Below are 18,709 nucleotides of genomic sequence, written 5' to 3' on the forward strand. Positions count from 1 at the left end.
GCGGGGTTCGTCGTCTGCCGGTCTGCGGCGCTACTCGCCGTGCCGGGGCTGCTCGTCGACCTGCTCTTCCGCGGCCCGTCGTTCGCGGCGGCGCTTGGCGCGGTCGCGGCGGTCGTCGACCATCGCGTCGACGTCGGTGCCGGTGTTGTCGATCAGGCCGGCGCGCAGGTACTGCTGCTGGGCGCGCAGCACGGGATCCTCGTGGACCTCTTCGCGCCGGGCGGCGGCCAGCGCGGCCTGGAACGTCGACTTGCGGAAGACCACGAAGCACATGGTGATCGCCAGCGCGATGGACAGTGCGATGCCCAGCGCCAGGCCCCAGCCGATGCCCTCGGACGCCTCCGACGGCGGGCGCGACTGCCGCATCCACCCCGCGAAGACGGAGTACACGGCCTGGACGCAGGACACGGCCCACGTCACGAACGCGACCACGGCCGACCGCGACAGGATCGTCGCGATGACCAGCAAAATGCCCACCACGAGGATGATCGAGTAGATCCGCTCCGGGACCATGGTGAAGTACCGGCGGGCGACGTCGGTGTCCAGCAGGACGTCGAAGCCGAGCACGTTGCCCGAATGCGGGGCGAAGAACGTGAAGATCAACCCGACCATCAAGATGCCCATGGGCACCACGTGGCGGCCCAGCTGGATCTCGCCGCTGGCCTTGCGCTCGGCGGCCCGCAGGTCACCGCGGAACTCGGCGAGCTTGTCGCGGGAGGCGCCTTCCTGCGCAATCGCGTTCTGGTCAGTCACAACCGCAACCCCTGTCCTGGTTCTTCGTCTGGTCCGCGACCGGCGCAGAAGGCCGGCCCACCGCGGGCAAGCCTAGTCCCACGCCGATCGGTGCGGTGGTCGGGGTGTTGCCCGCCTCCCACATGTCGCCGGCGCGGGTGCGGCGGTGGCCGGTGACGCCGGAGTCGGCGATGAGGAAGTGCGGTGCCGATTCCGTCACCGTCACGGTGACCATGTCGCCGGGCCGGATTGTCCCGTCGATGCCGGTGCCGGCGGCGTCGTCAAGCTCATGCGGTGCGAAGTGCACCAGCCGGCCGTCGACCGCCCGGCCCGACATGCGGCGGGTCTCGGCGTTCTTCTTGCCGTCGCCCGCGGTGACCAGCAGCTCGAGCGTGCGCCCGACCTGCTTGGCGTTCTCCTCCTCGCTGATGCGCTCCTGCAGCTCGATGAGCCGGCCGTAGCGTTCCTTGACCACCGACGGCGGCACCTGGTCCGGCATGTCCGCCGCCGGGGTGCCCGGGCGCGGCGAGTACTGGAAGGTGAACGCCGAGGTGAAGCGGGCGCGCTCGACGACGTCGAGGGTCGCCTGGAAGTCCTCCTCCGTCTCGCCGGGGAAGCCGACGATGATGTCGGTGGTGATCGCCGCATGCGGCATACGCTCGCGGACCTTGTCCAGGATGCCCAGGAACTTCTTCGACCGGTAGGACCGGCGCATCTCCTTGAGCACCTTGTCCGACCCGGACTGCAGCGGCATGTGCAGCTGCGGCGCGACGTTGGGGGTCTCGGCCATGGCGTCGATGACGTCATCGGTGAACTCCGCCGGGTGCGGCGAGGTGAAGCGCACGCGCTCCAGCCCCTCGATGTCGCCGCAGGCGCGCAGCAGCTTGGAGAAGGCCGACTTGTCGCGCTCGAGCTCGGGGTCGTCGAAATGCACGCCGTAGGCGTTGACGTTCTGGCCCAGCAGCGTCACCTCCGACACGCCCTGCTCCACCAGCGCCTTCACCTCGGAGAGGATGTCGCCGGGGCGGCGGTCGCGCTCCTTGCCGCGCAGCGACGGCACGATGCAGAAGGTGCAGGTGTTGTTGCAGCCCACCGACACCGACACCCAGCCCGCGTACGGCGACTCGCGCTTGGCGGGCAGCACCGACGGGAAGTCTTCCAGCGCGTCCTTGATCTCGACCTGCGCCTCGTGGTTGTGGGCGGCGCGCTCCAGCAGCGCCGGCAGCGACCCGAGGTTGTGGGTGCCGAAGACCACGTCGACCCACGGCGCCTTCTCCACCACCGTGGCCTTGTCCTTCTGCGCCAGGCAGCCGCCGACGGCGATCTGCATGCCGGGGTGCTCGTCCTTGATCGGCTTGAGCCGGCCGAGCGTGCCGTAGAGGCGGTTGTCGGCGTTCTCGCGCACCGCGCACGTGTTGAACACCACCAGGTCCGGCCGATCGCCCTCGGCGACGGCGGTGTAGCCGTTGTCCTCCAGCAGCCCGGACAGGCGCTCGGAGTCGTGGACGTTCATCTGGCAGCCGAACGTGCGCACCTCGTAGGTGCGGGGTCCGGCGGTGGGGCTGGTGGTGGGGCTTGCGTGCGTCACGCCCGAAAGGGTATCGCGACCAGGCGCGCCTTCCACAATCGCGGCCGGGGGCCCGGGCCGTTTGCTTTGCGACGGCCACCGCGCAGCCGCCGGCTGCCGGAACCGTCGGCGATCCGCCCGAAAACGGAAATTTCGGAAACGACCGGCGCCCGGACATTTAACCATCCGGAAACACAATGTGGCGTTGGTCGCTTTTCAACCACATAGTGACGGGAGTAACTTCCTTTTCATGACCGATACACATGTTGGCGGCGGCACCGCCATGATCGCCTTGGACGGGGTCGAAAAGTACTTCGACGACTTCCACGCGCTGAAGAACATCAACCTCGCCATCCCGCGCGGCCAGGTCGTCGTCGTGCTCGGCCCTTCGGGGTCGGGCAAGTCCACGCTGTGCCGGACCATCAACCGCCTGGAAACCATCGACGATGGCGCCATCTACATCGACGGGGCCAGGCTTCCCGAGGAAGGCAAGCAGCTCGCCTCGCTGCGCGCCGACGTCGGGATGGTCTTCCAGTCGTTCAACCTCTTTTCCCACCTCACCATCAAGGACAACGTGACGCTGGCGCCGATGAAGGTGCGCAAGATGTCCAAGTCCGATGCGGAGCAGCTGGCCATGCGGCTGCTCGACCGGGTCGGCATCGCCGCCCAGGCCGAGAAGTACCCGGCCCAGCTGTCGGGCGGGCAGCAGCAGCGCGTGGCCATCGCCCGGGCGCTGGCCATGAACCCCAAGGTCATGCTTTTCGACGAGCCGACGTCCGCCCTCGACCCCGAAATGGTCAACGAGGTCCTCGACGTGATGGCCTCTTTGGCGAAGGAGGGCATGACCATGGTGTGCGTGACCCATGAAATGGGCTTCGCGCGCAAGGCCGCCGACCGGATCCTGTTCATGGCCGACGGCGAGATCATCGAGGACACCGACCCCGACACGTTCTTCGACTCCCCCGCCACCGATCGAGCCCGGGACTTCCTGGGCAAGATCCTCGGGCATTAGGGCCGGCGATGATCACGAGCACACGATTCATCAGGCGGGCGATGGCCGCGGTGGTCGCCCTGTCGGCGGCTGCGGCGATAGCCGCGTGCGGCTCATCCGAGCCGCGCAGCGTCGTCGGCGACATCGAGTCCGGGGACGTCATCTTGGGCACCAAGTACGACCAGCCCGGCCTCGGCCTGCGCCATCCCGACAAGGCGATGTCCGGCGTCGACGTCGACGTGGCCACGTACGTGGTCAACCACATCGCCGACGCCAACGGGTGGGCGCATCCGGCGATCACGTGGCGCGAAACCCCGTCGGCGCAGCGCGAGACGCTGATCAACAATGGCGAGGTCACCATGATCGCGGCCACGTACTCGATCAACGCCGGCCGCGCGAAGGCCGTCGACTTCGGCGGGCCGTACCTGCTCACGCACCAGGCCCTGCTGGTGCGCGACGACGATCGGACGCTGAATTCCCTGGAGGATCTCGCCAACGGCCGCAAACTCTGTTCCGTGACGGGTTCCACCCCGGCCCAGAAGATCAAGGACGCGTTGCCCGGCGTGCAGCTCCAGGAGTTCGACTCCTACTCCTCCTGCGTGGAGGCGCTGTACCGCGGCAAGGTCGACGCGTTGACCACCGACGCGACGATTCTCGCGGGCTACGCGGCGCAGTACGACGATGAACTGCGCGTCGTGCCCATGACCAAGTCCGATGGCGAGCCCTTCACCAACGAGCATTACGGCATCGGCCACGCCAAGGGCGATCCCGCATCGACCGAGGCCATCAACGGTGCTCTCCGGGAGATGTACTCCTCCGGCGAGTTCCGCCGCATCCTCGAGCGCAATCTCGGCGCGAACGCCGACACTGCCGGCGAGGACGCCGTGGGCGACCTGGCCTTCCTGGAAGAAAAGTAGGGGGTGCGATCATGAACGAGCTATTCACCGAACTCATGCCGTCGCTGTTGCCCGCGTTCTGGGTGACCATCAAGCTGACGTTCTTCTCCGCCGTGGGCGCCCTGATCCTGGGCACCATTCTCACGGCGATGCGCGTCTGCCCCGTGGGCATCCTCCGTTCGCTGGCGACCGGGTACATCGAGCTGCTGCGCAATACGCCGCTGACGCTGATCGTGCTGTTCTGCTCGATCGGCCTGTACCAGAACCTGGGGCTGGCGCTGGCGCCGGAAAACGACGACTTCATCGTCAACAACAACTTCTGGCTCGCGGTGCTCGGCTTCACGTTGTACACCGCGGCCTTCGTGGCCGAATCGCTGCGGTCGGGCATCAATACGGTGCCCTTCGGGCAGGCGGAGGCCGCCCGGTCGCTGGGCCTGTCCTTCGGCCAGGTGTTCTCGAAGATCATCTTCCCGCAGGCGCTGCGCGCCGCGATCATCCCGTTGGGCAACACGGCGATCGCGCTGACCAAGAACACGACCATCGCGTCGATCATCGGCGTCGCGGAAGCGTCGCTGCTGATGAAGGAGACGCTGGAGAACAACGCCGATCTGCTGTTCCCGACCTTCGGGATCTTCGCCCTCGGTTTCGTTGCCCTGACTTTGCCCATGGGCCTGCTCTTCGGCCGGGCCGGAATGAATTTGGCGGTGAAGCAGTGATGAGCACCAGAGCAACCGTCCTGTACGACACCCCGGGCCCCCGGGGACGCAGGACCAATCTGATTTTGACGGTGGCCACGGTGGTCATCGCGCTGATCGCGGCGTGGTGGATCGGTTCGACGCTGGCGGCAAACGGCCAGTTCGAGGCCGAGAAGTGGACGCCGTTCCTCAAGTCGACGACGTGGACGACGTATCTCCTTCCCGGTTTGCTCGGGACGTTGATGGCGGCGGCGCTGTCGATCGTGCTGGCATTGGCCATCGGCACGGCTCTCGGCCTCGGCCGGTTGGCGGAGACCGCGTGGATCCGGTGGGTGTGCGGCGTCATCGTGGAGGTGTTCCGCGCGGTCCCGGTGCTGATCCTGATCATCTTCGCGTACCAGTTGTTCGCCCAGTACGCGGTGTTCCCGTCGGCGTTCCTCTCTTTCGCCGCCGTCGTGTTCGGCTTGACCGTGTACAACGGCACCGTCATCGCGGAGATCCTGCGGTCGGGAATCATGTCCCTGCCGAAGGGGCAGACGGAGGCAGCACTGGCGCTGGGGCTGACGCGCCAGCAGACGATGGTGAAGATCTTGCTGCCGCAGGCCGTGGCCGCCATGTTGCCGGCGTTGATCGCACAGATGGTGATCGCGCTGAAGGATTCGGCGCTGGGCTACACCATCGGCTACGTCGAGGTGGTGCGCTCGGGCATCCAGTCGGCGTCGTACTACCGCAACTTCTTCGCGGCACTGTTGGTGGTGGCGGCGATCATGTTCCTGATCAACTTCGCGCTGACCCGCGTGGCGCAGCGCATCGAGTACCAGCTGCGCGCGGGCCGCGCGCGCCGCAACATCGTCGCGGCGGTCCCGCATCAGCCGGATCAGGGCCTGGACACCAAGGACGAGGTCAACGTCGATTGGCATGACCCGGAGTACCGCAAGATCAAGAATCCCGGCGAGTAACTCCCCCGAGGCCGGACCCGGGCCGTACGAGACCGCTAGGACGAACCGAGTTCGTCGTAGCGGTCGTCGAGGGCCCGTTTGGCGATCTCCATCGACATCCCCTGGTTGAACCCCCGCCGGGCCAGCACGCCGACCACGCGGCGCAGATCCTTGTCCCTGGCCGCCCGATCGGCCGGCGCCACCTTGATGGTGCCGGCCTTTTTCACGGCCAGGGCGTGGGCGATGTGGGACTCGTCGGCGTCGGTGACCTGCTCGAGCGCGTCCTCCCGCAGATGAGGGGCGATCCCCTTCTCAGTCAGTTCGCGGTCGAGCACCATCCGCGACTTGCCGCGGGCGGCGTGGCGCTGCCGCACCCATTCGCGGGCGAAGTGGGCGTCGTCGATCAGCTTCGAATGGGCCAGATCATCGAGGACCTCGTCGATGGCCGCGGGCGGCCACTCGTCGTTCTCGGCCAGCCGCCCGCGGAGTTCTTCGCGGGAGCGGGCGCGCTGGTCGAGCAGCCGCAGCGCACGCGAGCGGATGGGGGCCTTCGCGGCCTCCGCATCGGCGTCGATGATCGGTTCACCGCCCTCGGCGGCGACCTTCTCCATCGCGATGCGCAGCTTCTCCAGCTTCGCCTCCTGCGCCGACCGATCCGAGCGATCCGACTTATCCGCCACGTGCGGCGCCCCCTCTCCTACTCGTCGTCCTCGTCATCGAAGTCGATGTCGGGCACCACGTCGACCGGGGCATCCGCATCCGGCTCCTCGGTGACGTTGGCGTACTCGGCGACGGCGAGCTTGCGCTTGATCTTGTCCTCCAGCTCGGCCGACAGATCGGGGTTCGCGCGCAGGTACTCGCGGGACTTCTCCTTGCCCTGCCCCAGCTGATCGCCCTCGTAGGTGAACCAGGAACCGGACTTCTTGATGATCCCGTTGTCCACGCCCATGTCCAGGATCGACCCCTCGCGGGAAATGCCCTGGCCGTAGATGATGTCGAACTCGGCGATCTTGAACGGCGGCGACACCTTGTTCTTGACCACCTTGAGCTTGGTGCGGTTGCCCACCGCGTCCTGGCCGTCCTTGAGCGTCTGGATCCGCCGCACGTCGCAGCGCACCGACGCGTAGAACTTCAGCGCCTTGCCGCCCGTGGTGGTCTCCGGCGAACCGAACATCACGCCGATCTTCTCGCGCAGCTGGTTGATGAACACGGCGGTCGTGCCCGAGTTCGACACCGCGCCGGTCATCTTGCGCAGCGCCTGGCTCATCAGTCGCGCCTGCAGACCGACGTGGGAGTCGCCCATTTCGCCGTCGATCTCCGCCTTCGGCGTCAATGCCGCGACCGAGTCGACGACGATGATGTCGATGGCGCCCGAGCGGACCAGCATGTCCGCGATCTCCAGCGCCTGCTCGCCGGTGTCGGGCTGCGACACCAGCAGGTTGTCCGTGTCCACGCCCAGCTTGCGGGCATAATCCGGGTCCAGGGCGTGCTCGGCGTCGATGAAGGCCGCAATGCCGCCGGCCTTCTGCGCCTCCGCGATGGCGTGCAGCGCCACCGTCGTCTTGCCCGACGACTCCGGGCCGTAGATCTCCACGATGCGGCCGCGCGGGAATCCGCCGATGCCGAGCGCCACGTCGATGGCGATGTTTCCGGAGGAGATCGCGCGGATCGGCGGACGATCCTCATCGCCCAGCCGCATCACGGCGCCCTTGCCGAAGTCCTTCTCGATGTTCGCCAGCGCGACATCGAGCGCCTTCAGCCGATCGCCGCCGCCCGTCGCCGCAGTCGTCTTCTTCCTCGCCATTTTCGTCTCCTGTTCGCGCGCCGTCTCCGCCGCGTCTAGATCCGTTTCGTCCCGTACCTGATGCGCACCCGGCGCCATTGTTTGCGTCACGCCCTAATGGACGCGCCCCGGAGCGAATCGGTTCCATTTTGTTTTTTCGCGGCACCCTCGCCGCCCACACCCGTCGTTGTACAGGGCCGGGCGGATCGACTCACCGCACGCGTTCGACTATAGACGAAAGCCCGTTCGAATGCGCGCCGACACTCAGTCGTCGGGCCCCAGCCATCGCTCTTCCGGGATCTCGTGGTCCCGGCACAGGGCCCACCAGACGTCGCGGGGTTCAACGCCGCGTTCGATCAACTCGGCGGGCGTGGCGCCGTATTCGGCGAGCACGTGCGACTCCAGCAGCCAGGGGCCATGGGAATCGCCGAACTCTGCCTCGACGAAGCGGTGAAAATCGGCCAAACGCATGCGCCAACGGTAACACCGGCGGCACCCCGACCAACGGCGCGATCGCGTGCGACACTCCGGCGGCCCCGGCGACCCCGGCCAACCGGCGGCCAACCGGCGGCCAACCCCGCACTGAACACCGCTCAAGGCGGCGGCTAGAATAACTTCCCGTGCAGAAAACAGCGATCCAAACCCTCGTCTACGTCGCGGCGTTCGCGGCCCTGATCATCGTCCTCGGCGCGGTGTCCATCCCGGTCGGCGGCGCCGGCGTGCCCATCGTCCTGCAGAACATGGGCATCGCGCTGGCCGCGATGCTGCTCGGCTGGCGCCGCGGCACCCTGGCCGTGCTGTTGTTCCTGGGCGTCGGGCTCATCGGCGTGCCCAACCTCGCGGGCTTCCGCACCACCCTGTCGGCGCTGCCCGGCACGACGGTCGGCTACATCGTCGGCTACGTCGTCGCGGCGCTGGTCATCGGCCTGCTCACCGTCCGCCGCCCCCGCGGCGCCGGCGCGATGATCGCTCTGTTCACCGTCGCCGGCCTGGTCGGCGTCGTCGCCCAGTACCTGTTCGGCACCGCGGGCCTGATGATCCGCGCCGAGATGGGCTTCACCGAGGCCCTGCTGGTCAACGTCCCGTTCGTGCCGGGCGATATCATCAAGGTCGTCGTCGCCGCACTCATCGCGGCGCCGGTCCTGCGCGCCTTCCCGGACCTGCGCCCGACCGCTCGCAGCACGGGCCGCGCCACCGGCGCCGCCACCACCCCCACCACCACGGAGACCCCCGCCACCCGATGACCGCCATCCGCTTCGATTCCGTCACCTGCGACTACGAGGGCCGCCGCGCCCTGGGCCCGGTGACGGTCGAGCTGTCCGAGCGCCGCATCGGCATCATCGGCCCCAACGGCGGCGGAAAGTCGACGTTCGTGCGGCTGATCAACGGGCTGGCCGACGCCTCCTCCGGCCGCGTCGACGTCGGCGGCCTCGACCCCGCCCGCAAGGGCCGCGAGGTCCGCCGCCACGTCGGCTTCGTCTTCTCCGACGCCGACAACCAGATCGTCATGCCCACCGTGGCCGAGGACGTTTCCTTCTCCCTGCGCCAGCGCGGCATCGCGCCGAAGGAACGCGAGGAGCTCACTCTTTCTGCTTTGCGGCGCTTCGACCTCGCCGATCACGCCGACCATTCGCCGCACCTGCTCTCCGGCGGGCAAAAGCAGCTGTTGGCGCTGACCTCCGTGCTCGTGCTGGAACCGGAGCTGGTCATCGCCGACGAGCCGACGACGCTGCTGGACCTGCGCAACCGCAAGCTGCTGGCGTCGACGTTCGCGGCGCTGGACCAGCAGCTGATCGTGGTCACCCACGACCTCGACTTCGTCGCCGACTTCGACCGGGTGCTCTGCATCGAAAACGGGCTCATCGTCGACGACGGCGATCCCCGGTCCGTCATCGACGGCTATGTCGCTCGGATGGGCGCCTGATGACCGGCCGTGGCGCCCTGATCGTGCCGCTGTCCGTGTACGTCAAGCGCCGGTCCCCCGTGCACCGGCTGCCCGCGCTGCCGAAGTTGGCGCTGGTCGTCGCCTTCATCATCCTGGCGACCCTGTTCGCCCGCACGATCCCCACCGCCGCCGTCGCACTGGCGATCGCGCTGGCCGGATACGCACTGGCGCGCATTCCCTTCACAGTGGCGCTGTCCCAGCTGCTCGGTGCGGTGCCGTTGCTCGCGTTCATCGCGATCATCCAGGGGCTGACGGGCAATTGGGAGTTGGGCATCATGCTGTTCCTGCAGATCCTCGCCTGCGTCGTCGCCGCAACGCTGCTGACGCTGACCACCCGCGTCTCCGACCTCATGGACGCCTTCGACCGGATCCTCGCGCCGCTGGGCAAGCTCGGTCTGCCGGTGTCCACGATCTCCCTGGCCATGTCGCTGACGCTGCGCCTAATCCCGCTGCAGGTGCAGGCCGTGCGCGAGGTCCTCGATGCCCGCCGTGCCCGGGGTGCGTCGGCATCGGTGACGGCGTTCGGGGTGCCGGTGATCATCCGCACGATCCGCCGCTCCCGCGCCATGTCCGACGCCCTGCTGGCCCGCGGCGTCGGCGACTAGCCGTCATGCCCCGGTAGGTCCCCGACCGACATCCGGGCCCCGCACCAACCGACGAGCGTCAACCGACGAGCGCGGACGCACGAAACCGGCGGCCGACCACATCATCGTGGTCGGTCGCCGGTCGTCATGTCAGCGGGGCGACGCCCCGCCGGAGAAGCGCTTGGCCCGATCGGGCTCCGCCGCGCCCTACTGCCCGCGCAGCTCGCGCAGCTTGGCCTCGACGGCCGGGTCGGCCGCGCCGGACTGGCCGCCCTGGCCCTGCTCGATGGCGCCCTGGGCGCCGCCGGAGGACAGCTGGTTGCCGCCGCGCATCTCGGAGCGGATCTGCTCCAGGCGCGAGTGGCCGGCCAGCTGGACGCCTGCCTGCTCGACCTCGGCCATGCGGCCCTGGACGGAGTTCTGCGCCAGCTCGGCCTGGCCGAGGGCGTTGGCGTAGCGGCGCTCGATCTTGTCGCGCACCTGATCCAGGTTCGGCGTCGAGCCGGAGGACAGCTCGTTCATGGACTGCAGGGACTCGGAGACCTTCTCCTGCATCTTGGCCTGCTCGAGCTGCGACAGCAGCTTGGTGCGCTCGGCGACCTTCTGCTGCAGCGCCATGGAGTTGCGCTCGACGGCCTTCTTGGCCTGCGAGGCCTGCTGCAGCGACTGGTCGTGCAGACCCTTGAGGTCCTCCACCGACTGCTCGGCGGTGACCAGCTGCGCGGCGAACGCCTCGGCGGCGTTCTCGTACTCCACGGCCTTGGCCTCGTCGCCCTCGCCGCGGGCCTTGTCGGCCAGCTGCAGCGCCTGGCGGGTGTTGCCCTGGAGCTTCTCGATCTCGGCGAGCTGGCGGTTCAGGCGCATCTCGAGCTGGCGCTGGTTGCCGATGACGGCCGCCGCCTGCTGGGAAAGCTCCTGGTGCTGGCGCTGCGCGTCCTCGATGGCCTGCTGGATCTGGACCTTGGGGTCCGCGTTCTCCTCGATCTTGGAGTCGAACAGGGCCATCATGTAGTTCCACAGCTTGGCGAAGGGGTTTGCCATTGTTGCTCGGTACCTTCCTCAGGGGGTCGACGGGAGTGGGCGGGAGACCCGGGCGTCCGGCGTCCCAGGATACCCGGCGGGGGGTCGCGGCGCAGCAGCGCCACGTGCGCGGTGCGAACTACATGGCGGCCATCTCGGGCTGCGCGGCGTGCAGCGCCATGCTGCCGGCGGCGTCGATGATGACGTCGGACACAGACACCGACAGTCCGTGGCACACGGACGCGAGCAGTTCCGACGACACCTCCTTGCGGCCGCGCTCCAGCTCGGAGAGGTATCCGGGGCTGATGGCGGCGAGGTCGGACAGTTCGCGCAGCGTCATGCCGTTGCGGGTGCGGATGTCGCGCAGCGCCTCGCCGAGCGCCTCCCGCAGCAGCGGTTCGCGCGCCGGTTCCGCGGTCGGCAGCGGCGTGCGCGCCGGGGTGGTCTCCGGCGCGGGGGCGGAAATGGTCATCGTATCGTTGATCATCACCCCCATTAACGCACGGATCGCGCGGATTGTTCCCGCTTCCCCGATCAATCGCCGATTTCCTCCCCCGCGTTCACCCGGTCCGCGCCCCACGTCACCGGCGTTACCGCGCGAGCTCCTCCGCCAGCAGGTCCAGGGCCGCGGCGACGGATCCGGCCCGGATGCCCCAGCGCCCGGCTTCGGGGTCCAGGTCCAGTTGCTTGACGACGACGCCGTCGTCCCCCGAGGAGCCGGACTCATGGGACCTGCCGGGTGGCCCCGCGATGGCGCACCACACTTCGCCGACGCCGTGGCCATCCTGCGGATCGGGTCCGGCGACTCCGGTCAGCGCGATCCCCCAATCGGCGCCGCAGCGGCGCCGGGCGCCGGCCGCCATGGCCCGCGCGGTCTCGGACGCCACCGGGCCCACCTCGCGCAGGGTCGATGCGGGCACGCCCGCCAGCGTCTCCTTCAACTCGGTGGCGTAGGTGATCAGGCCGCCGCGCAGGACGGCGGAGGCGCCGGGCACGCCGGCGACGGTCGCGCAGAACAGGCCGGCGGTGAGGGATTCGGCGGCGGCGAGCGTCTGTCCGCGACCGGCCAGCTCGCCGACGACGCCGGCCGCCGCGGTGCCGCCGGCCAGCGGATCGGCGGGGCTAGATGCCGGGGCATCGCCGGCGGCGGCCACTACGCGGCGGCCTTGCGCGAATCGACGATGTACTGGATGCCGGTGACCACGGTGATGGCCACCGCGATGATCATGACGATCCACGCCGGCCAGTGCAGCCACGCCAGCGGGATGAGGAACAGCGCCACGGCCAGGGACTGCGCCACCGTCTTGAGCTTGCCGCCCTTCGAGGCCGGCACCACGTGGCCGGCGCGCAGCTGGAACACGCGCCACAGGGTGATGCCGAGTTCGCGCACGACGATGATCGCCGTGATCCACCACGGCAGCAGCCCGATGAGGTTCAGCCCGACCAGCGCGCCGATCATCAGCGCCTTGTCGGCGATGGGGTCGGCGATCTTGCCGAAGTCGGTGACCAGATTCCGGCTGCGCGCCAGATCGCCGTCGATCTTGTCGGTGATCATCAGCAACGCGAACACCCCGAAGGACCACCAGCGCCACCCGGCATCGTCGCCGCCGTCCTTGAGCAGCAGCCACAGGAAGACGGGCACGCCGAGGATGCGCAGCACGGTGAGCGCATTCGGCAGGTTCCAGTTGGAGGGGGCGGCGTCCGCGGCGGGACGGGTCTGATCGGTCACGCGGACAACACTACCGTCGAATGCCGCGCGCATTGGCCGGGCCTCCCCGCCACCTACCGCCGCCGTAGACTTCCGGCATGACCATCTACGCCGTGTCCTACCGCTACGACCCCGCCAACCCCCGCATCGCGGAGGTGCGCCCCGACCACCGCGCATTCATCGCAGGGCTCAAGGACGAGGGCGCGATCATCGGATCCGGCCCCCACCCCGACGCCGAAGGCGGGGCGCTCATCGTCATCAGGCTCGATGACGACCAGGACCCCGCCTCCGTGATGGACGCGGATCCGTTCCACGTCCAGGGCGTTGTCGATGACCGGTCGATCCGGGAATGGAATCCGGTCATCAACATCTGGGACTAGACCCGGCCGGGCCCGCGCCCGCCGCTGCCGTCGTCCGCGGTGCCCGGCTCGGGCGCCGGGTCGTCGTCACGCGAACGCGCATTGCGGCCCACCGCGGTCGCACCCGCGGAGATGTCCTCGTGCTCCTCGTCGTGGCCCGTCCACCGGGCCGGGGCGACGCCGCCCATGTTCTCGTCGCGCTTGTTCTTCAGCCACGACGCGACGACGGTGACCACCAGAACACCGACGATGACGGCCAGCGACGTCCAGGTGCTGATCTCCGGGACCTTCACGTCCTCGCCGCCGTTGATGAAGAACAGGTTGTTCTCGTGCAGCGCGTGCAGGAACAGCTTGATGGCGATGAAGCCCAGGATGATGCCCAGGCCGTAGGCCAGGTACACCAGGCGGTCGAGCAGGCCGTCGAGCAGGAAGTACATCTGGCGCAGGCCCATCAGCGCCAGGGCGTTGGCCGTGAAGACGATGTAGGGCTCGTTGGTCAGCCCGAAGATCGCGGGGATCGAGTCGAACGCGAACATGATGTCCACGAAGCCGATGGCCACCAGCGCCACCGCCAGCGGCGTGAAGAACCGCTTGCCGTCGATGCGCGCGGTGAGCTTGTCCTTGTTGTAGCTGGTGGACAGCGGGACGATCTTGCGCAGCCACTTGATGATGGCCATGTCGTTCGGATCGGTCTCCGGCTTGTCCGCGGCCTCGTCCCACACCGTCTTGATCGCCGTGTACAGCAGGAAAATGGCGAACAGGTAGAAGATGTCCGACCACGCGTTGATCACGGCCGCACCGATGAGGATGAACACCGTGCGGAAGACCAGCGCCATGGCGATGCCGAACAGCAGCACCTTCTGCTGGTACTTGCGCGGGATCTTGAACGCGCCGATGATCAGCGCGAACACGAACAGGTTGTCCACGCTCAGCGCCTTTTCGGTCACGTAGCCGGACAGGAACTCCACGCCCCGCTCGTGGTCCCAGAACAACCAGATGAACCCGCCGAACAGCAGGGCCAGGACCACGTAGAAGGCGGTCCAGCCGCCGGCCTCCTTGAGCGTCGGCTCATGGGGCGTGCGGACGTGGGCGTAAAAGTCGAATGCGATGAAGCCCAGGACGATCACGATGGTGATGGCCCAGACGTAAAAGGGTACGTGCACGAAAAGTGCTCCTCCGGTTGGTCGGCAAATAACCGGAGGTCTCTCCCACCTCACGACGTTCGTCGGCCGATGGTGCCGGGGAAGCCGCGGTGCCCGCCATCACGGCGCGCACCCGATTCCCGTGTTGACGACGGCCATCGCGGTGAAAATCCGGGGATACTCCCCTCCACGGCGCACCACTGTACACGGGGCGCGCCGCCGCGTCCTACGCCATGCCCTCCGTCGGCTCGGCGTCGACGACGTTCGCGTCGTCGTCGGTGGGCGCGTCGGCCGGGTCGGCGCCGCGGATCATCCAGATGATGGTCTCCAGCTCCTCCGGCTTGACCAGCACCTCGCGGGCCTTCGAGCCCTCCGACGGGCCGACGACGCCGCGGGTCTCCATGAGGTCCATGAGGCGGCCGGCCTTGGCGAAGCCGATGCGCAGCTTGCGCTGCAGCATCGACGTCGAGCCGAACTGCGAGGTGACCACCAGCTCGACGGCCTGCACCAGGTCCTCGAGGTCGTCGCCGATGTCCGGGTCGATGTTCTTGACGGCCTCGGCCGACTTGTCCTCGGTGACGCCCTCGGTGTAGTCCGGCTCGGCCTGGTCCTTGCACGCCTCGACGACGGCCTGGATCTCCTCGTCGGTGACGAACGCGCCCTGCAGACGGCGGGGCTTGCCCGCGCCCTGCGGGATGAACAGCGCGTCGCCCATGCCGATGAGCTTCTCGGCGCCGCCCTGGTCCAGGATGACGCGCGAGTCGGTCAGCGACGACGTGGCGAACGCCAGACGCGACGGCACGTTGGTCTTGATCAGGCCGGTGACCACGTCGACCGACGGGCGCTGCGTCGCCAGCACCAGGTGGATGCCGGCGGCGCGGGCCTTCTGGGTGATGCGGACGATGGCGTCCTCGATGTCGCGCGGAGCGGTCATCATCAGGTCGGCGAGCTCGTCGACGACGCACACGATGTACGGGTACGGGCGGTACTCGCGCTCGGAGCCGAGCGGGGCGGTGATCTCGCCGGACTTGACCTTGCGGTTGAAGTCCTTGATGTGGCGCACGCGGGTGGACTTCATGTCCATGTACCGCTGCTCCATCTCCTCCACCAGCCACTGCAGGGCCGCAGCGGCCTTCTTGGGCTGGGTGATGATGGGCGTGATCAGGTGCGGGATGCCCTCGTAGGGGGTCAGCTCGACCATCTTCGGGTCGACGAGGATCAGCCGCACCTCCTCCGGGGTGGCGCGGGTGAGCATGGACACGAGCATGGAGTTGACGAACGCCGACTTGCCCGAGCCGGTGGAGCCGGCGACGAGCAGGTGCGGCATCTTCTGGATCGAGTGGCTGACGAACTCGCCCTCAATGTCCTTGCCCAGGCCGATGAGCATCGCGTCGTCGTTGGCCACGGTCTTCGGGGCCTCGAGGACGTCGGCCAGGCGCACCATCTCGCGATCGTTGTTGGGCACCTCGATGCCGACGGCCGACTTGCCCGGGATGGGCGCCAGCAGTCGCACGTTGTCGGTGGCCACCGCGTAGGCGATGTTGGACTGCAGGTTGGTGATCTTGGAGACCTTCACGCCCGGGCCCAGCGCGATCTCGTAGCGCGTGACCGTCGGGCCGCGGGAGAACCCGGTGACCTGCGCGTCGATGTTGAACTCCGCGAAGACGTCGGTGATCGCCTCGATCATCCGGTCGTTGGTCGCGGTGCGGGTCTTCGGCGGCTCGCCCTGGACCAGCAGGTTGGTCGACGGCAGGCGGTAGCCCTCCGTCGCCGAGGTCCGTGCGGGCACGGCCGCGGTTTTCGGCTCGGTCTCGGACTTCGGCGTCGAGGCGGGGATCGCCGAGGCGTCGATGCCGGACCGCGCCGCGATGGCGTCCATCTGTCGCCGGGTCGCCGCGGAGACGGCATCGTCCTTCGCGGCAGCATTCGGCTCGGCGGCATCGTGCTCGACGTCGTCATGCTTGACGACGCCCACGTCCCCGTCCTTCACCGCGGGCATCTGATCGGTGTCGGCGGTGTCGTGGGAGGCGGGATCGCGGGAAACTTGAGTCGTGCGGGCGGTTGCCGCCGTGTCGCGCGGCGCCCGGGCCTTGGAAGCGGCGGTGGCCTCATCGTCGATGGTGAGCTGGCGCGTACGGGTGTCGTCGCCGCGACCGGCCACCTCGGCCGAGTCGCCGTCGTCGAGCAGGTCGTAGAGGTTGTCCTCCGCCGGAGCCGACCGATCGGCGGCACGGGAACCGCGCTTGGGCGCCGCCGTACGGCGGCGGGCGCGGGGACGAGGAGCCGGCGTCGTGGGGGCGTCGTCCGAGTAGCCGTCGGAATACCCGCCGTCAACGTCGTTGGCGTACTCGTCGTGACGCTCGGGACCGTCGGGGCCGTCGTAGGCCTCGGCGCGCTCGTCGAGGATGCCGTCGATGCCGGCATAGCGGTCGTCGGGGTCGACGGCGTCGTCGTCGGCGGTTCGGCCGCTGCCGACGCGGCCCGACCAGGCGCCGAGGTTGAGGTACTCCCCGACCACGTCGACGAGCTGCCGCACGGTCGTGCCGCTGAGCAGCAGTGCACCGTAGAAGATCACGCCGAACAGCAGGATCACCGCGACCCACGGGGTGAAACCGGCGGCCAGCGGGGTGCCGATGTATCCGCCGATGGCACCGCCGGCGGCCCGGCGGCCCTCCCAATCGGCGGGGCGGCCCGAACCGATGTGGACGATGGCGAGCATGCCGCCGGCGATGAGGCCGGCGCCCAGGCCGGCCGCAGAGAAGCGCTCCCGCGGCGGCACGTTGCCCAGCATCATCATCACGGCGAGGATGCCCAGGACGACGGGGAGCACGTGGGCGCCCACGCCGATGAGCGTGCGGAACAGCGTCTCCACCAGATCGCCGACCGGGCCCGCCAAGGAGAACCAGGTCGCGCCGGCGAGGATGATCGCCAACGCGAGGACGAGCAGTGCGGCGCCGTCGCGCCCGCCCTCGATGGCCGGGTCCTCCGGCGTCACGTCACCGTCGGACGGGCCACGGGATCCGGCGCCCTTCGGCGCACCCGACCGCCCGCGGCCGGTGGCCGCGGGCGGATCGATATCGTCGTAGCCATCGGCCTTCTTGCGCCGCTTGGGCCGGGAGTCAACCGGTGCGGCTTGATCGGCGGCGTCGTATCCGTCCGCCGCCGTGCCGCGCCGCTTTCCCTTGCCGGCCTTCATCCGCGCATCCTCCGCGCCATGGTCCTCCATCACATTTCCACCGGCCGTACCACGGCCACGGCCACCGCCGCCGCCGAGCCTGCGGGCCACTCCCGCCACGCCCCGGGCCGTCTGGGACCACGCCCCGGACAGCCCCTCCCCGACCGCGCGGTACGCGCTGCCGGTGCGCTCGAAGTCATCGCCGTACCGGTCGCCATAGCCGTCGTCCATGCGTCGGGTCGCGGCACGGGTGGAGCGGGCGTCCGCGGGCCGACGCGCCGGACCGCGCGAGGTGGGGCGCGTCCGGGGGCTGCGGGTACGGCTGGTGGCTGACATGTGCACCACCCTAGTAGGTTTTCGTCCCTATTTTCACATCAGTCACACGCGTGTCAGTTAGGCGCAACCTCTCGGCTGCGGCGGCGTGCGCAGCCGCTCGACCGTCAGATGGCCAGGTGCACCACGCCGGACTCGTCGCCGTCGATGTCCACCTTGGCCTCGTCGCGCCCGAACAGCCACAGGACGAGTTCTCCGGGATCGCCCTTGACCGTCACGGTCGGGGCCCCCGACGCCGCCCGGTCCACCGGGGTCGACGCCGCGCCATCATCGCGGACGAGCACGACCGTCGACGTGGAATCCCGCAGCATGCGCCGCGACATCGTCGTCGCGATGCGCCACAGGTCCCGGCGGCCCGCCGGCGACAACTCGCGCGGCTCCCACCCCTCGCGGGCGCGGCGGACGTCCTCGTGGTGCACGAAATTCTCCGCGGCGTTGACCAACTGGTCCGCCCACCGCATCGGGTTCCACACCGGGGCACCGTCCGCCCACGTGTCCACCAGCTCATCGAAGGGCTTCGCCTCGTACTCGGCGGTCACCTTCTCCAACCGCTCCTTCAGCGCCGGCACGAACATGCCGCCCGCCGCATCGGGGCGGTTCTCGCGGAGCACCAGGTGCACCGCCAGATCACGCGTGGTCCAGCCCTCGCACAACGTCGGGGCGTCCGGGCCGACCTCCCGGAAAAGGTCCGCCAGCTGTCGTCGTTCTTCCTGCGAGAATGTCATGGCCGCCAGTGTACGGGCGCCACCTCAACCGATGCAGGGCCCGCAGATCGATGCTGGGCCCGCCACGCCGCTCATCGGGCCCGACGGGGAGCGCCACGCGACGACGACGCCCCTTC

General features: G+C 68.9%; 20 protein-coding genes. 8 read left to right on the plus strand and 12 right to left on the minus strand.

The window, feature by feature from the left end:
* Positions 1–30 precede the first annotated feature (30 nt).
* Positions 31–753 (minus strand): hypothetical protein, encoded by a 723-nt coding sequence (locus ACFWGD_RS00810; RefSeq protein WP_377776622.1) that lies wholly within the window; start codon positions 751–753, stop codon positions 31–33.
* Positions 746–2,245: a tRNA (N6-isopentenyl adenosine(37)-C2)-methylthiotransferase MiaB gene (gene miaB / locus ACFWGD_RS00815; RefSeq protein ID WP_377776995.1), complete on the minus strand. Its 1,500-nt coding sequence runs from the start codon at positions 2,243–2,245 to the stop codon at positions 746–748. Before miaB ends, ACFWGD_RS00810 begins: the two co-directional genes overlap by 8 nt.
* A 337-nt stretch (positions 2,246–2,582) precedes the next feature.
* Between miaB and gluA the strand changes: the two genes are divergently transcribed.
* The 4 genes from gluA to ACFWGD_RS00835 are packed head-to-tail and all read left to right on the plus strand — an operon-like array spanning position 2,583 to position 5,840.
* Complete coding sequence (gene gluA / locus ACFWGD_RS00820) at positions 2,583–3,311, plus strand: glutamate ABC transporter ATP-binding protein GluA (RefSeq protein WP_377776996.1); 729 nt, start codon at positions 2,583–2,585, stop codon at positions 3,309–3,311.
* Between the two features lie 8 nt (positions 3,312–3,319).
* Positions 3,320–4,207, plus strand: coding sequence for a glutamate ABC transporter substrate-binding protein (locus ACFWGD_RS00825; protein ID WP_377776623.1), 888 nt, complete (start codon positions 3,320–3,322; stop codon positions 4,205–4,207).
* 11 nt (positions 4,208–4,218) lie between these two features.
* Positions 4,219–4,902 carry an amino acid ABC transporter permease gene (locus tag ACFWGD_RS00830; RefSeq protein WP_377776624.1) on the plus strand — a complete coding sequence of 228 codons (684 nt, stop codon included), beginning with the start codon at positions 4,219–4,221 and terminating at the stop codon, positions 4,900–4,902.
* The gene (locus ACFWGD_RS00835) at positions 4,902–5,840 is read left to right on the plus strand and encodes an amino acid ABC transporter permease (protein WP_377776625.1); all 939 of its coding nucleotides are present in this window, start codon (positions 4,902–4,904) and stop codon (positions 5,838–5,840) included. Before ACFWGD_RS00830 ends, ACFWGD_RS00835 begins: the two co-directional genes overlap by 1 nt.
* 35 nt (positions 5,841–5,875) lie before the next feature.
* On the opposite strand, the gene ACFWGD_RS00840 is transcribed toward ACFWGD_RS00835, so the two are convergent.
* From ACFWGD_RS00840 to ACFWGD_RS00850, 3 genes are all read right to left on the minus strand, one after another.
* Entirely contained in the window at positions 5,876–6,430 is a 555-nt protein-coding gene (locus ACFWGD_RS00840) for a regulatory protein RecX (RefSeq protein ID WP_377776997.1), read from the minus strand.
* 86 nt (positions 6,431–6,516) lie between these two features.
* Positions 6,517–7,623 carry a recombinase RecA gene (gene recA / locus ACFWGD_RS00845; protein WP_377776626.1) on the minus strand — a complete coding sequence of 369 codons (1,107 nt, stop codon included), beginning with the start codon at positions 7,621–7,623 and terminating at the stop codon, positions 6,517–6,519.
* A gap of 243 nt (positions 7,624–7,866) precedes the next feature.
* The gene (locus ACFWGD_RS00850) at positions 7,867–8,073 is read right to left on the minus strand and encodes a DUF3046 domain-containing protein (RefSeq protein ID WP_377776627.1); all 207 of its coding nucleotides are present in this window, start codon (positions 8,071–8,073) and stop codon (positions 7,867–7,869) included.
* Positions 8,074–8,222: 149 nt separating this feature from the next.
* On the opposite strand from ACFWGD_RS00850, the gene ACFWGD_RS00855 reads away from it, so the two are divergent.
* The 3 genes from ACFWGD_RS00855 to ACFWGD_RS00865 are packed head-to-tail and all read left to right on the plus strand — an operon-like array spanning position 8,223 to position 10,152.
* On the plus strand, positions 8,223–8,846 hold the full coding sequence (locus ACFWGD_RS00855) for a biotin transporter BioY (protein WP_377776628.1): 624 nt from the start codon (positions 8,223–8,225) through the stop codon (positions 8,844–8,846).
* Positions 8,843–9,526 carry an energy-coupling factor ABC transporter ATP-binding protein gene (locus tag ACFWGD_RS00860; RefSeq protein ID WP_377776629.1) on the plus strand — a complete coding sequence of 228 codons (684 nt, stop codon included), beginning with the start codon at positions 8,843–8,845 and terminating at the stop codon, positions 9,524–9,526. Before ACFWGD_RS00855 ends, ACFWGD_RS00860 begins: the two co-directional genes overlap by 4 nt.
* Positions 9,526–10,152: an energy-coupling factor transporter transmembrane component T family protein gene (locus ACFWGD_RS00865; protein ID WP_377776630.1), complete on the plus strand. Its 627-nt coding sequence runs from the start codon at positions 9,526–9,528 to the stop codon at positions 10,150–10,152. Before ACFWGD_RS00860 ends, ACFWGD_RS00865 begins: the two co-directional genes overlap by 1 nt.
* Positions 10,153–10,338: 186 nt before the next feature.
* Here ACFWGD_RS00865 and ACFWGD_RS00870 read toward each other — a convergent pair whose 3' ends face one another.
* The 4 genes from ACFWGD_RS00870 to pgsA all read right to left on the minus strand — a co-directional run bounded on the left by ACFWGD_RS00870 (position 10,339) and on the right by pgsA (position 12,913).
* Positions 10,339–11,172: a PspA/IM30 family protein gene (locus ACFWGD_RS00870; protein ID WP_377776631.1), complete on the minus strand. Its 834-nt coding sequence runs from the start codon at positions 11,170–11,172 to the stop codon at positions 10,339–10,341.
* A gap of 118 nt (positions 11,173–11,290) precedes the next feature.
* On the minus strand, positions 11,291–11,638 hold the full coding sequence (locus ACFWGD_RS00875) for a helix-turn-helix domain-containing protein (RefSeq protein ID WP_377776632.1): 348 nt from the start codon (positions 11,636–11,638) through the stop codon (positions 11,291–11,293).
* 103 nt (positions 11,639–11,741) lie between these two features.
* Entirely contained in the window at positions 11,742–12,305 is a 564-nt protein-coding gene (locus tag ACFWGD_RS00880; protein ID WP_377776633.1) for a CinA family protein, read from the minus strand.
* Complete coding sequence (gene pgsA / locus ACFWGD_RS00885; protein ID WP_377776634.1) at positions 12,305–12,913, minus strand: CDP-diacylglycerol--glycerol-3-phosphate 3-phosphatidyltransferase; 609 nt, start codon at positions 12,911–12,913, stop codon at positions 12,305–12,307. The genes ACFWGD_RS00880 and pgsA overlap by 1 nt, the downstream gene beginning before the upstream one ends.
* Before the next feature lie 44 nt (positions 12,914–12,957).
* On the opposite strand from pgsA, the gene ACFWGD_RS00890 reads away from it, so the two are divergent.
* Positions 12,958–13,239, plus strand: coding sequence for a YciI family protein (locus ACFWGD_RS00890; protein ID WP_377776635.1), 282 nt, complete (start codon positions 12,958–12,960; stop codon positions 13,237–13,239).
* Here the strand turns inward: ACFWGD_RS00890 and ACFWGD_RS00895 are convergent.
* The 3 genes from ACFWGD_RS00895 to ACFWGD_RS00905 all read right to left on the minus strand — a co-directional run bounded on the left by ACFWGD_RS00895 (position 13,236) and on the right by ACFWGD_RS00905 (position 18,593).
* On the minus strand, positions 13,236–14,381 hold the full coding sequence (locus tag ACFWGD_RS00895; protein WP_377776636.1) for a TerC family protein: 1,146 nt from the start codon (positions 14,379–14,381) through the stop codon (positions 13,236–13,238). The two genes, ACFWGD_RS00890 and ACFWGD_RS00895, sit on opposite strands and share 4 nt — an antisense overlap.
* A gap of 205 nt (positions 14,382–14,586) precedes the next feature.
* A complete protein-coding gene (locus ACFWGD_RS00900) occupies positions 14,587–17,871 on the minus strand; it encodes a DNA translocase FtsK (protein ID WP_377776637.1) in 3,285 nt (1,094 codons plus the stop codon).
* Positions 17,872–17,975: 104 nt separating this feature from the next.
* Positions 17,976–18,593 carry a TIGR03085 family metal-binding protein gene (locus tag ACFWGD_RS00905; RefSeq protein WP_377776638.1) on the minus strand — a complete coding sequence of 206 codons (618 nt, stop codon included), beginning with the start codon at positions 18,591–18,593 and terminating at the stop codon, positions 17,976–17,978.
* Positions 18,594–18,709: the final 116 nt, after the last annotated feature.

Origin of the sequence: Corynebacterium sp. NPDC060344 (assembly GCF_042725215.1) — a bacterium.
In the GTDB taxonomy this organism is placed as follows: domain Bacteria; phylum Actinomycetota; class Actinomycetes; order Mycobacteriales; family Mycobacteriaceae; genus Corynebacterium.